Source organism: Sorangium sp. So ce362, assembly GCF_051519845.1.
In the GTDB taxonomy this organism is placed as follows: domain Bacteria; phylum Myxococcota_A; class Polyangia; order Polyangiales; family Polyangiaceae; genus Sorangium.
Genome location: NZ_CP150332.1, coordinates 3,805,778 through 3,819,023, shown reverse-complemented (window position 1 = coordinate 3,819,023; position 13,246 = coordinate 3,805,778). Strand labels below are relative to the sequence as shown.

Genomic DNA, 13,246 nt, shown 5'->3' with positions numbered 1-13,246 from the left:
CCCCACGACCGCAGCGCGGCGAGCGCCGGCGACGCCGAGCGGTGCCCGGCGCCTGCCGCACCCGGCTCCCGAAATGGCAAACGCCCCGCACAGTGCGTGCGGGGCGCTCGCGAGAGCCGACCGGCGAGGCGAGCTCAGCCGCCGGGGCTGAGCATGATCGGGTAGACGACGGTGACGATACCGCCCTCGGGTTGCGGGAACGACAGGCCGTAGAACGCCCGCACCACGCACGAGACCACGCCGTTGTCCGGCAAGTCCGAGCCGCCGTTACCGACGTTGGAGACCGCGCCGTCGCGCCCGATGACGAAGCGCACCGCGACGCGGCCCTGCAGATTCGGGTTGTTCCTGAGGCCGTTCTCGTAGCAAAGCCGGAATCGGCCGAAATTCTGGCGAACGATACGCTGAATGACCTCGGGCGGCAGACGGCCGCTCACGCTCGTCGCACCCATGCGCACCTGCGGCGGCTTGGTGCGATGCGACCCGCCGAGGCGGCCGTGGCCGGAGCCGAAGCCCTGGCCCGTGCCGGTGCCGGCGCCGTGACCGATGGTCCCGATCGAGCCGAGGCCGATACCCTCGCCGCGCCCGCCGCCGCCCTCGCCGATGCCGGAGAGGCCGAGGCCGCCCGCGCCGAACGAGTCGCCGATCTGATCGCCCCACATGTTGCCGCGGGCGCTCAGCGCATCGTTGCCCAGCGAATCGTCGCGCCCCCACGGCGCGGTCGGGGCGTTCGGGTCGCCGCCGGCGCCGGCGTTCAGCAGGCCGATCATGCCGAACTCCGCGGCGTCGCGCAGCGCGGCCTGGCGGGCGATGTGCGGATCGGCGTTGTCCGCGGGGCCCTGGACGCCGTAGCGGTTGCCGGTGGCCTTGGTGTTCGGGTTACCCATCGAACCCTCTTCACCCTTGGCGCGCGTACCGGTGCCACCCTCCTTGTTGTCCGCCGCGTTCTCGGCGACCTGCTCGGTCTCCTTCTCCTCCATCTCCTTCTCGGCGGCCGCCGCGAGGTACTGCTGGATAAGGAACTGCTGGTCCGCCGAGATCCCGTCCTCTCCCGTGTCGCCCAGCGGCGGCATGAAGAAGGCCATCGCCGCGAGCAGCCCGAGGTGCACCGCCATGGAGAGGCCCGTGTACAGCAGGCTCTGTGAGTCCATCTGGAAGTGGCCGGCCACAGCCTTGCCTGCGTTCACGGCGGACACCTGGAAGGCGATGCCGTCGATCTCGACCTTCGCCTTCGCGCCGGACGGAAGCGCCATCTGGTAGGCGCCCGACAGCTCGGAGCAAGGCTGCGCGCGGCCCTGGTCGATCGCCTGCTGCACCGTCATCTTCGGCGTCCCCGGGATATCGATCGTGCCGGTGGCGCGGGGAAGGAGCACCACGGAGACCGAGCCCGTGCGGTCGGCGAGGACGATGGGCGCCCGCGTGGTGCCGAGCTTCTCCGAGGGGATGAAGTAGTCGCACTTGAAGTTCTTGCTCTCCTCCTCACCCACGTAGAAGGAGCGCGGCGGCGTGAGGTGCGCGACGTGAAGCACCGCGGCATCCCACAAAATCATGATCTCGACGGAGGCCGCCGGGACCTCGACTTCCTCGTTCGGCACGTCCGGCCCGTTCTTCACGAGCGTGTACGTGTACGAGCCTTCCGGCGCGTCCGGGGGCACCTCGTCGACGGCGGGCGCCGACTGCGCGAACGGGTTGTTGTAGGCAAACGGGTCTGCCCCGCTCGTAGCGGTCGCGGCGAACGGGTTCGACGGCGCGGCCGCGAACGGGTTCGACGGCGCGGCCGCGAACGGGTTCGACGGTGGCGCGGCGGCGAACGGGTTCGCGGGGACCGGCTTCGCAGGGCCCGCTGCCGCGGCCACCGCCACCGGCTCGGCGCGCTCCAGCATGATCTTCGTCCCGCCGATCTGGAGCTGATCGCCTGGGCTGATCTTGCACTTGTTGACGCGCGCCCCGTTCACCATCGTCCCCGGCTCGTTGCCGAGATCGATGAGCGTGATGTCCTGCGGGGAGGCGACCTCGATGACCGCGTGCATGCGCGAGGCAAGCTCGTCATCGACACGCAGATGGCTCTTCGCGTCCTTGCCTACCTTGACGATGTCCTGCGTGATCGTCTCTCGACGGACGAGCGCTTCGTTTTGGTAGAGCGCAAATGTGAGAGCGACCCTTTGCTTGCCTTCCATCTCCGCCAGCCTTCCCTATACGCCCCGCGGCGCACGCCCCCGGCACCGGGGGATAAATCGATAGGGCAGGCGCCAACCTGCCCGACACATCAGAGGTTCTCGACCGACTTGAGCATCTCCGGAACGAACGAGGTGCGGGGCCGGATCAGCGTCGTCCGGACGGGGCCGGGTCGCACGCGGATGGTGGCGTCGTTGGGGCCGAATCCACCGGCGTTCAGCGGATCGTCGGAGAACTCGTACCCGTAGCCCTCATCCTTCTTCCCAGCGCCGGCGCCGCCCGGAGCGGCCTGCGCGAACGCCGATGAGGCGACCACGCTCGTAAGAACGGCAGCCACGACTCCCGCACCCAATCGGGTCAACCCTCTCATTCCAGCCTCCTCACAATGTTTCGACGCGGTTACAGTGCCATTGTACCGCCGGACGCGGCGGCCGGTCAACCAGCTTCGCATGCCATCGAGGCGTCGGAGAGCACGACCCACACTCACCTCGACAACCGAATCAACCCAAGGTTCCCAGAGCGTTGCGAAGAAACGACGAACCCCCCTCTCCTTACGTGCAGCGTGTTACGTGCAGCGAGAGAGGGGGGCTCGGAGCACTGTCTGACGCACCGCTACACGGCCCGGGACGCCGGTTGAGCTCACTCGGAATATTGCAGTATCCCTGGCTTGCTCTCCCTGGGGCTCGGGCCGCTCGCGACGTGCGTCAGACGGCGCCTGGGACAAGGCTCCTTCTGCCTAGGGCGCCGGAGTCGCCCCTTCTCCCCCTTCGCCCTCGTTCCCGGCAGCGGCCTCCTGCTCGGCTTCCTTCGTCTTCATGTCAGCCTCGGCCGCCTTGCGCTCGGCCTCGGTCTGCTTGTTGAAGGCGATGATCTGGTCGATCTCCTCCATGCGCTCCTTCGAGCGCTTCACCGCGTCGACGAACTCGGCATTGGAGCCCGCCTTCTGGATGAACTGGCCGAACAGCCCCTTCGCCGACTGGAGGGCCCCCTCGGCGGACTTGCCGCCCGATTTCGCCTTGTACTCCTGGGTCAGGATCGCCTCGTTGTAGTAGGTCTCGGGACGCTCGGGGGCGAGCTTCTTGGCGGAGTCAAGCTCGGCGCTGGCGGCCGCCACCAGTTTGTCGAAGTTCGCGTCGTCGATCTGACCGCGCAGGGCGAGCGCGAGCCCCAGGTGTGCGTCGTAGTCGTTCGGACGCATCTTCAAGGCCGCGCGGTAAGCCTCCTCTGCCTGCTGGAACCCGCGGAACTGGAGGTTCACCGCCGCGTAGTTCATCTGCGCTTCGTAGAAGGTCGGGTCGAGCTTCCTCGCGAGGTTGAACTCCTGCACGGCGCCGTTCAGGTTCGCGAGCTCGACCTGGATCATGCCAGCGGTGTTGTGGATCGGCGCGTAGTTCGGGTTCTTGCGGATGGCCTGAGAGCAGACCAGCGCGGCGAGCTCCAGCGCCTGCGTGTCGATCTTCTTCTGCTTGCTGACGCTGGCCGCGACCGCCTTGCCCGACCTCCGGCCCGCCTTCTGCTTCGCCGTCTCCAGGTAGTAGATGGCGAGCTGGTTGAACGCGGGCATGAAGGCGTCGTCGACGGCCAGCGCGCTCTGGATGTACCGCTTCGCGCGCTGGAAATCGTTGGGGCCGTCGCTGTCGGCGACCTGGTTGCCGCGCTTCATGTACAGGAGCGCGAGGTGCACGAGCGCCTCGACGTTCTTGTACTGCGCATCGACGACGGCGGCCTGGCGCATCTCGCTGATCGCCGCGTCGATGTTTTTCTCGCCCGATTCCGCCAGGTTGTAGAGCGCCACCTGGACCCGCGCCGGGTGGAACTTCGGGTTCTTCTGGAGCGCCTGCTGGAAGTGCTTCTTCGCCTCAGAGTCCTTCTTGCAACGCTGGTACGCGAGCCCCGCGTTGTAGATGGCCTCGGCGAACATCGCGTCCCCTTGCTCGTCCGCCGCGTCCAGGAACAGCTGGGCCGTCGAGCTGCAAGTCGCCTCGCTCCAGTCCCCAACCTTGTCGTGCTGGACCATGGTGTCCATGGCGGTCTTGAACTTGTTGGCCGCCTTGACCGACACGGCGTTGCCCTTGCTGTCGGTGAGCTCCTTGCCGGTCGTCGGGTCCTTCGCCGCGCGAGACGTACCGCTGACGCTCCCGCCGCCACAACCCGTCGCGGCCAGCAGGAGCACCGCAACCGCTGCCAATGAGGTGATGCTTCTCATATTTCGCTCCATCACTTCCTGGGTCGGGTCGTGGCCCGATCGAGCGCCGAGCCTTCCTTCGAGCCGCCGGGCGCCGCCTTCTTGTCCTCACCCTCTTCCTTGGTCGCAGCCGGCTTGTCGGTCGCGGTCAGCGCTTCTCGGAAGGGGGTCCCGTCGAGGTTCAGCGGTGCCGGACGATCGCTCAAGCCGGAGTTGACCCGCGACGGAGAGCCGCGGAATTCGTCGATGAGGTGGTACTCGGCGCCGTAATTCTTCGAGAGCCACACCTCGCAGGTGCGCGAGTAATCGTCGAAGTACTGGTACTTCACCGACAGGTCGAGGCAGGTCTTGAACGCGCCCTTCGCCATCTGCTTCTGCGGCTCGCTCGCCTCATCCAGGCGCGAGTAGTACTCGCCTCGGATCTCGTCGTACGAGACGTCGGTGCCCGGCACCAGGCCGTGCCCCTTCCACTCCTTCGGAATGGGAGCGGCCCGGAACTCGGCGACGAACTTGCCCCACATCTGACCGACGCGCGCACCGGCGGCGATGACCCACTTCGGCGGGGGCGTCGGCTCCAGCTTGAGGATCTTCTGGTACTCCGCGTCGGCCGCCTCGATCGCCGGGCGCTTCTTCTTCACCCAGTCGGCGACCTTGGTGTTGATGTGCTTGAGGACGTCCTCGCGGTTCCCGGCGCCCTTGTACTCGGGGAACTTGATCTTATCGACGTCCTTCCGCTTCTGCTCCGCGAAGTGGAAGTAGGCCTCGCCCACCGCGGTCAGCACCTTGCCGAGCCGGCGCAGCTGCTCCGGCTCCTCGCCGCCGATCGCGTTGAGCTTCTTCAGCGCGGCCGCGGGGTCCTTCCAGTAGCCGCGGACCTTGTTGTACTCGCCGTTCGCCGGGGTCACGCTCTTCGTCTGTAGCAGGACGCGCGCGTACATCGCGTGCGCCTGCACCTGGACGTCGAACGTCGCGTTGCGGTCGATCTGCGGCATCGCCGTCGACAGCCGCCTGCGCGCCTGGTCCCAGTCCTCGCGGTCGATGTAGTGCGCGCCAATCGCGAACGCGATCTGCGCGGTCTGCGTCGGCTTCGCCCTGCCGTAGTTCTTGTTGAAGAGGTCGGCGTCCTTGATCGCCTGGTCTTCCTGGCCGAGGCCGAGCCGCAACACGACCGCGTCCTGGAGCGCCTCCGCGGCCTTGTCCCCCTTCGGGTTCTCGCGGGCGTAGCGCTCGTACCAGTTCGCCGCCTCGTCATAGACCGCGATCGCCTGGTAGTTGCCGCCGATCTCGTAGATCGACGTCTTCGCCAGCTCGGTGTTGTGGAGGTTGTACCTCGGATCGAGCAGAATCTTGCGCGCCGAGATCGACTTGGCGATGAGGCGAGCGGCCTGGAACGCCTTCGCGGCGTTGTAGAGGACCTCCTCGCTCTTGTCGCACGCGGGCTGCCTCGCCTCGCACGCGGCCTCGCCGTACTTCTTCCACATGTCCATGTACGCGACGGCGGCCTTCTCGTAGTTCTTGAGGGCCTCGACGCCGCCGGCGGCGTCCGCCGCCTCGACGAGCTTCTGGGCACGCAGGCGCTCGATGTCGCGCTGGATGCGGATCAGGATGCCGCACTGCTCGGCGTTCTCCTTCTCCTTGCCGCCCTTGCAGTAGAGATCGATGAACTTGGGCACGTCCGCGGCCATGTCGTCGTAACAAGACGGACGCGGCGGGTCCATGTTCGCGCCGAGGACGTTGAGCGACTCGAGGTAGAGCTGGGACGCGTAGATGCCGACTTCCTTGTCGGCGTGGTTCAGCGCAACGTCGCGGAACGCGAGCGCGGCCTCCTCCCAGTGCTGCGCCTCGAAGTACGTGCGGCCGCGCGCGTACTTCACCTCGACGTACTGCTCCTGCGCATCCTTGTCGTTCGCGGCGGGCTTGATGTAGCAGACGTAGCGGTTGAAGGCGGTGATCATGCCCTTCTGGCTGTCGGTGAAGTCCTTCGGCTGGAACTTCGCCTTGTCCGCCTTCTTGTCCTTCTCGCCCTTCTTGCCCGTGCTCGGATCGGGGAGGTTGCCGGCCCCCTTCAAGTGGGAGCCGTCCTTGTGGGTCTCGGTGTAGATGTTCTGGTAACAGAGCACCGAGGCGTACGCGGCCTCCGGCGCCTGCGGGCCGTTCGGATCCTCCGCCACGACCGAGTCGAAGGCGGGGCCGCACTTGGCCCAGTCCTTCTGGAAGTACAGAAGGTCGGCCATCGCGTACTTGATCTTGAAGATGTTCGGCCAGTCCTCCTTCAGGATGCGGGGGAACTCGAACTTGGCGAACTGCTCCTGCTTGAAGTTGTTGACGACCTTGTCGTAGAGCTGCGCCGCCAGCTGCATCGTCTTCTTGTCGCTGGTGCCGCGCACGCCGCCCGAGCCCACCGCCTCGAGGTGCCAGGCCATCGCCGTCTCGGTCATCAGGCCGGCGGTGATGTTGGAGCACTTCAGCTTGGCGTCCGCCGGGTGCCCGTCGCCCTGGAACTTGTTGTGCACGTCGAGCTGGCGCCCGAGCACGTCCACGATCTGGTCCTTGTTGCCAGACTTCATGGCGAGCGTCGCCTCGGCGATGTGCCCCTGGTAGACGCAGAACTTCGGGCCCCGATCGCGGGTCATCAGGTCGGTGTAGAGCTCGATGCCCTCCTTGTAATGACCGGTGTCGAGGTAGTTCTGCCCGAGGTCGTCCATCATCTTGAACGTCTTCTCGGAGCTGCCGCTCGAGTCGCCGCTGAGCGGCCGGAGGAAGTCATGGGACTTCCGCGGATCGCCCGCCAGCGCGTAGACGGGGATGATGTCTCGCCGCGCCGAGATCGCGAGCTGCGCCGCGTTCGGCATCTGCTGGAACTGCTGCCCGTACTCGATCGTCTTCTTGAACTCGCTGATGGCGCGGGCGAAGTCGCCCTTGTTCCAGTAGACGTACCCGAGCTTGTAGTGGGCGTAGCCCCAGACCTTGTTCTCGGGCGCCGGGTACTGGGTGACCTTGACGTACGACTGCTCGGCCAGGTCCCACTTGGACGGGTCGCCCTGCGCCTCGTTGAAGAAGAGCTCACCGAACGCGAGGTACGCGTTCGGGATGTACTTCGAGTTCGGCCAGTTCTTGATGAGCTCGAAGTAGACCTTGCGCGCGTCCTCGAGCTGCTGCGCCTGCTCGTACTCGTAGGCGAGGTAATAGAGGACCTCGTCCGTGCAGCCCGTGCTCTTCGCGGGGTCGGACGCGTTGGTGCTCTGGCAGTACTTCGGGTACTGCGTCTTGAGCTGCGTGTAGTACTTGATCGCGCTCTTCCGCGCGGCGGCGAGGATCTTGTCGGCCTTGCCGACCTCGGCCCGGATCGCGGCGACCGCCTTCGGGTTCTTCCGCTTGGCCTCGTCCGCCTTGATCTGCCCCTCGGTCTTGTCGCGGAACGCCGCCGACTCGAGCTCGACGTAGCCTTCGGCGAGCCGCCGCATCAGCTTCGGTCGATCCGGCGCGTTCTTCGGCGTCGAGCGGTACAGGCCCTCGAGGCCCTGGATCTCGGTGATCAGCAGGCTCCTTACCTTGGGGGCGAGGCGGTTCCGCCGCTCGTCGCGCTGCGCCGAGGCCTGCGAAGCCGTCGGGTTGGTCGGCTTCGTCAGGTCGTCGCGCTTCTTCAGCTGAACGCCCGTGGGGGCCGACTTGAAGCTGACCTGCGGCTTCTTGCCCGCCGACACCTGGAGCTTGCCGCCCGGACAGGCGGCGATCGCATCTTTCGCCGGCTGTGTGATGCACGCGTCCGCCGCCGACGCGGGGCTCGTCGTGACGGCGCACGCCGCCACGGCCAGCGTGCCCGCCGCTGCGCGGAGCGCATGCAGTACATCGAACTTCGACTGCTTCATCTCCATCTCCGTCCCTCCGCCACGGACCCCCGTGAGGAAGCGCTGTCTGCCCCGCGGTCTCGTGCCGCGAGGCGAACCCTTAAGAAATCTCTCACTTGCTGCACTTCGAGGTCACGACCTGCCGGTAGAAGCCCAGCTCGTCGCGCCAGTACTCGCCGTCGAACGGCCACAGCACGTGCTCATCGTCGGGCTTGACGACGCCGTACGTGAGCGCGTCCTCCTTCGACAGCTGACCGCTGACGACCTGCTGGTCGAGCTTGTTCCTCTCGGCCGCGGTGATGTCGATGAGGATCTTCGACGAGTCGCGGAGGTGCTCGTTGAGCTCGTCGAGGTTGCGCTGGTAGCGCTCCCGGCCGAGCGTGCCGGCGTTCCGGACCGCGAGGCTCCTCGCGAAGTCGAGGGCGTCGGTCACCTCGCTGCCCGCCGGAGAGTTGCGGAAGTTGGCGGGCGCCTTCTTGAACCGCTCCGCCTCCTCGTCGAGCACGCGCACGTACTCCATGTTGCGGCGCAGCTGCCGGTCCGAGAGCGCGTTCTCGACGATCGGACGGACCGTCGGCGACAGGTTCGCCTTGCCGGCGCTCACGTCCTTCAGGAACTGGAAGAAGCGCTCCTCGTTCCCTTCCCCCTGGAACCGGTTCAGGATCGCCTCGAGCTCCTTCTTGATCGGCTCGTACTTCTTCTGCATCTTCGCGACGATCGTGGTCGCGTCGCCGTACTGGCAGATCGTGAACGAGACGACCGCCTTCAGGATGTCGGCCTCGGGATAGAACGAGTTCGGGAAGTAGGGCGCCTCGATCGTGTGGATGTTGCCGAGCGCCTGCGGGTACAGCCCGGCCATGAAGTACGCCCAGGACCCCTCGAAGAGGCTGTCCAGCCAGTACTCGCTCGCGACGTCGACGCGGTTCCAGTACTTGACGGCGGCCGAGAGCTTCGCAGCGTCGATCGTCGGGACGTTGTTGTCGTCCAGGCGAACAGAGGCCGAGTAGTAGGTCCGCGCCATCGAGAGGAACGCGAGGTCGCGCATGCGCGCCTCGTCCTCGAGGCCCTCGACGCCCTCGTCGATCGCCTGGACGATGCGCTGGAACGACTTGACCGCGGGCACCGACTTGCGCAGCTGCACGTACGAGATGCCGCTGAAGAACTGGGACTGGACGTAGTACTTGCTGTTGGGGTCGACCTTGGCGAAGAGGGCGATGGCCTCCTCGTAGTTCCGGTTCCGGTACTTGTAGCGGCCGAGCAGGTAGTTGAGCTGCCAGTAGAGGTCGCGCTGCTGGGGGTTGTTGAAGCGCGCGATCTGCTCGGTCTTGTACTTGCCGACGCGCTCGATGATGTCCGCCGGCTCGGGGAGCTGCGTCGCGAGCTTGGACAGCCAGAGCAGCGTCTCGTTGAACTTGATGTGGCTCGGCTTGTCGGCGACCTGCGAGAAGATCGCATAGCTCGCCTGGTAGAACTGCAGCCGGTACAGCGCGATCGCGAGGTGGTACTGCGCGATCTGCCGGTTGCCCTCGTCGTCGCCGGTGTCGCCGTCGACGACGCGCTTCAGCTGCCGCGCGGCGTCGCTCCACCGTTCGCCGTCGAACAGCCGCTTCGCCTGCGCCGCCTCCTCCGTCATCTGGCCCGCGGTCACGGGGCCCGCATCGTCGTCGAGGTTGATCTCTTTGTTGGGCTTCGTGCTGCCCTTGGCGTCCGCCTTTTCAGCCGCGACGGGCTTACCCTTGCCGGCCTGCGCATGCCCCACGGCGGGGGATAGCAAGAGGGCAGAAGCTACAAGGCAGATACTCGCCACCCGGTTCCGCATCGTCGTTCCTCGCTTTCGGCGACGTAAAATCGTGGCCCCTTCGCCCCGTTCGCGGCTCCACACACCGGAAGCGCGCGCCGTAGACCCCCGAGGCAGCTCGGTCGAGAACCAAAAAGTTCAATGAGAATCAACGGATACTTGCGTGTGGCGGGGGATGGTAGGATTGCGGCACGCGGCTTGTCAAGCGATGCCGGCTGTGGGCCTGCTCTACATTCCCGGCCTCAGACACCGGGCGCCGCGTCGACCTTGGGGTTGCGCACTGCGTAGGAGTTGAGGGTGGAATGTTCGAACGGAAGCGCGACCGCTTCCTCAAGGATGAGCGGCCGCTCCCCTCACCCGAGCGCCACGGCGGCGCCGCGCGGCGGAGGCGTGGCCGCCGGCTGCCAAGGGACGGGCGGGCGCGGGGTCGAACGCTGTGCGCCGGGCACGGCCCCGACCTCGTCGGGGCGCGCCCCATCCGGCTGTTGACGCTCAAGGCGCGCTTCGTCTAGGGTCCAACCGCTGACGTTGTGCCTTTGAGCACCTCGACTTGAGCGTTTTCTTGCCTCCCGTCCGCGCGCCTCAGCCGAGGCGATGGCGCGCACCGCCGCCGAAGGAGCACGTTCTGATGACCCGTTCCATTCTGTCCGGCCTGCTCGGCCTGCTCAGCGTCGTCGCTATGGCGAGCCTGCCCTCCGCGTGTGAAAGCGGCGGCGTGGGCGACCCGTGCCTGCCCGAAGACGAGTACGATCCGCAGTTCGCGGGCTTCAAGGTGACGGAAGAGAACATCGAATCGCGGTCCTTCCAATGCCAGACGCGGATCTGCCTGGTGAACCACTTCCAGGGGCGCGTGAGCTGCCCGATGGGCCAGGAGGCGCCTCCGACCTGTAAACCCAACGCGGCCGGATGCACCGACTGCAAGCCGTCGGGGACGTACGCTCCCGACTGCGATCCGACAGAGCCGGACGGCGGCAAGGCGCAGTGCCTCAGCGGCAACTGCGATGCGGCGGGCGCCTTCTGCAGGTGCACCGCCGACACGGATTGCCCCACGACGGAGTGGACCTGCGGCGGTGACGGGGTCTGCACGCTCCACATCTGCCACGACGGCATGCCCAAGTCCGACGAAGGCAAGACCCTATGCCAGGACCCGACCAAGTCCGCGGCGGAGAACCAGGGGAAGCCCTGCTGCGTGCCGGGGACCGAGGATCCCGTCGCGTCGCCCGTCTGCGGCCAGTGCGCCGGCAACTCGCAACGGAACGCGGAGCAGGCGGTGTACTGCTCCTGCCGGTGCGGCGTGGCCGACGGAGAGCCGGACGACCCGAACTTCAACTTCTGCGAGTGCCCGCAGGGCTTCACCTGCTCCGAGATCCGCCCGAACGTCGGGCTCGGGGACCCGAACATCACCGGCAAGTACTGCATCAAGCAGGGCTCGCAGTTCGAGGGCGAGCAGGCGTGCGGCGACGTGCCCGGCCGCGTCAACTCGGACCAGTGCGAAGGCTTCTAGGCATCGGGTGACGGGCCGCGGCGCCTCGCGCAGCCCTCGACGTGCGCCGGTCGATCAGGCCGGCGGCTCCCTCCCCTCCAGCGACGATTCAGCCTCACACGACGGCCTGCGGCCCGGGCGCACGGCGCGCCCGGAACGCGCAGCGCGCGCCGGAGCGCCGACGGCCCATGCGACGGACGATGCCGGCAGCGGTGGAGACGCGCGCGCCGGGGGCTCCGCGCGGCGCGGCGCCCGGGGCGAGGCGTCGCCGAGGCGCGCGGCGCTCACGCCCGCTGCCGCTCCGCCGGTGGACGCGCGGAGAGCGCTCGGGGTGCGCGCGGAAGACGCCGTTGTCGCCTACCTCGCGGCGCAGGGAATGGAGATCGTCGCGCGCAACGCGCGGGTCGGCCGCCTGGAGATCGACGTGATCGCGCGGGACGGCCCGGTCATCGCGATCGTCGAGGTGCGGACGCGCGGCGCCGGCTCGTACGTTCGCGCCCTCGACAGCATCGACGCGGGCAAGCGCGCCCGCGTGCGGCGCGCCGGAGAGCAGCTCTGGCGCGCCCGCTTCTCGCGCGTGCGCGGCGTGGAGCGGATGCGCTTCGACGCCGCGTCGGTGACGTTCCTCCCGAACGGAGAAGCAGCGATCGAGCACATCAAAGCGGCCTTCTAGCGCGGAGCGCGGCGACGCCGTGGTCGGGGAGAGGACGACGCGGCCACGCGATCGCCTGGCTCGCTCAGGTTCGTAAATTCGGGTTGATTTTGGGTTGATCTCGAGCTGCTGCAGGGGCTGCTCGAGGGGGTGCGCAGCCGCTGGAGCGGCGCGCGGTCGCGGTCACGCCTCGATCTGCTCCTGCATCTCGGCGCGGAGGCGCTTCAGCTGCGCGAGGCCGTCGGGGTCGATCTCGGTGACCTTCTGCGCGCGCGCGTCGGCCTCGAGCTTCGCGAGGATGGCGTCCATCTTCTCGATCTTGGCCTGCTGACGTGTCCGCAGATCCTCGACCATCTTCTCGAACGCCTCGAAGAAGTGCTGGAGCTCGTCGCCCTTCCGCAACCGCTCGCGCACGATGAGCTTGCCCTCGCCGACCTGACGGAGCAGCCGCTTCATCTTGAAGATCGGGCCGGCGATCTTGTGCGTGAAGACGATGCCGGCGACGCCGACGCCGAGGACGAGCAACGACAGCAGCGCGACGATGAGGCGGAGCAGCATCTGCTGGTTGTCCGCGACGTCGGCGGCCTGCCGCTCGAGCGCCTTGGCGTGCTGCTGCAGCGTCGCCGCGTCGCGCTCGAGCCGCGCCTGCTCGTCCTTGAGCTTGATCTCGTCGCGCTGCGCCGCCTCACCGAACGTCTTCGCGAGCTCGGGGTCGTCCTTGTACTCCTTCGCGATGTTCATCGCGACGACCTCGCTGACGCGACGGCTCTGGACGAGCACCTCCTGGCCGCGCTTGACGGTCTCCTGCCCCTGACGGACCGTCTCCTGCCCCTGCTGCACGGCGCCGCGGCTCTGCTCGATGATCTTCGAGCTGGCGTTCCAGAGGAGCATCCCGAGCGCCACGGAGAGGACGAGGCTGATCCCCACGAGGAACCCCGTGTATTTCAGCTGGAATTTCTGATCGAGCAGGTAGTTCCGCGCGCTCCGCTGGTAGCGCGCTCTGACCTCCGGCGCGGAGGTCTGCGGGGCCGTGCTGGAAGCGTCGCTCATGGGATCCTCGAAGCTGGCTGGAGATGACAAGGGTCGTGACGCACGGGGAAAGCCAATA

9 protein-coding genes are annotated in these 13,246 nt (G+C 67.4%); 3 read left to right on the top strand and 6 right to left on the bottom strand.

The annotated features are described in order from the left end of the window. Window positions 1-134: 134 nt before the first annotated feature. The 5 genes from WMF17_RS15030 to WMF17_RS15010 all read right to left on the bottom strand — a co-directional run bounded on the left by WMF17_RS15030 (window position 135) and on the right by WMF17_RS15010 (window position 9,964). Window positions 135-2,174: an AgmX/PglI C-terminal domain-containing protein gene (locus WMF17_RS15030; RefSeq protein WP_437602757.1), complete on the bottom strand. Its 2,040-nt coding sequence runs from the start codon at window positions 2,172-2,174 to the stop codon at window positions 135-137. 89 nt (window positions 2,175-2,263) lie between these two features. Continuing rightward, window positions 2,264-2,509, bottom strand: coding sequence for a hypothetical protein (locus WMF17_RS15025; protein ID WP_437602756.1), 246 nt, complete (start codon window positions 2,507-2,509; stop codon window positions 2,264-2,266). 399 nt (window positions 2,510-2,908) lie between these two features. Further along, entirely contained in the window at window positions 2,909-4,360 is a 1,452-nt protein-coding gene (locus WMF17_RS15020) for a tetratricopeptide repeat protein (protein WP_437602755.1), read from the bottom strand. 29 nt (window positions 4,361-4,389) lie between these two features. After that, complete coding sequence (locus WMF17_RS15015) at window positions 4,390-8,226, bottom strand: hypothetical protein (protein WP_437602754.1); 3,837 nt, start codon at window positions 8,224-8,226, stop codon at window positions 4,390-4,392. A 91-nt stretch (window positions 8,227-8,317) separates the two neighbouring features. Further along, window positions 8,318-9,964, bottom strand: a complete 1,647-nt coding sequence (locus WMF17_RS15010) for a tetratricopeptide repeat protein (protein ID WP_437602753.1) — start codon at window positions 9,962-9,964, stop codon at window positions 8,318-8,320. 341 nt (window positions 9,965-10,305) lie between these two features. Between WMF17_RS15010 and WMF17_RS15005 the strand changes: the two genes are divergently transcribed. From WMF17_RS15005 to WMF17_RS14995, 3 genes are all read left to right on the top strand, one after another. Beyond that, window positions 10,306-10,515: a hypothetical protein gene (locus WMF17_RS15005; protein ID WP_437602752.1), complete on the top strand. Its 210-nt coding sequence runs from the start codon at window positions 10,306-10,308 to the stop codon at window positions 10,513-10,515. A 116-nt stretch (window positions 10,516-10,631) separates the two neighbouring features. Then, window positions 10,632-11,507, top strand: coding sequence for a hypothetical protein (locus WMF17_RS15000; RefSeq protein WP_437602751.1), 876 nt, complete (start codon window positions 10,632-10,634; stop codon window positions 11,505-11,507). Window positions 11,508-11,793: 286 nt separating this feature from the next. Further along, window positions 11,794-12,159 (top strand): YraN family protein, encoded by a 366-nt coding sequence (locus WMF17_RS14995; protein ID WP_437602750.1) that lies wholly within the window; start codon window positions 11,794-11,796, stop codon window positions 12,157-12,159. Between the two features lie 162 nt (window positions 12,160-12,321). On the opposite strand, the gene WMF17_RS14990 is transcribed toward WMF17_RS14995, so the two are convergent. Continuing rightward, window positions 12,322-13,188, bottom strand: coding sequence for a HAMP domain-containing protein (locus WMF17_RS14990; RefSeq protein WP_437602749.1), 867 nt, complete (start codon window positions 13,186-13,188; stop codon window positions 12,322-12,324). Window positions 13,189-13,246: the final 58 nt, after the last annotated feature.

Excerpts from the sequence above, each read along its gene's own strand:
- WMF17_RS15030 (WP_437602757.1), bottom strand. The coding sequence starts at position 2,174 with ATGGAAGGCAAGCAAAGGGTCGCTCTCACATTTGCGCTCTACCAAAAC.
- WMF17_RS15015 (WP_437602754.1), bottom strand. The coding sequence starts at position 8,226 with ATGAAGCAGTCGAAGTTCGATGTACTGCATGCGCTCCGCGCAGCGGCG.
- WMF17_RS15005 (WP_437602752.1), top strand. The coding sequence starts at position 10,306 with ATGTTCGAACGGAAGCGCGACCGCTTCCTCAAGGATGAGCGGCCGCTC.
- WMF17_RS15000 (WP_437602751.1), top strand. The coding sequence starts at position 10,632 with ATGACCCGTTCCATTCTGTCCGGCCTGCTCGGCCTGCTCAGCGTCGTC.
- WMF17_RS14990 (WP_437602749.1), bottom strand. The coding sequence starts at position 13,188 with ATGAGCGACGCTTCCAGCACGGCCCCGCAGACCTCCGCGCCGGAGGTC.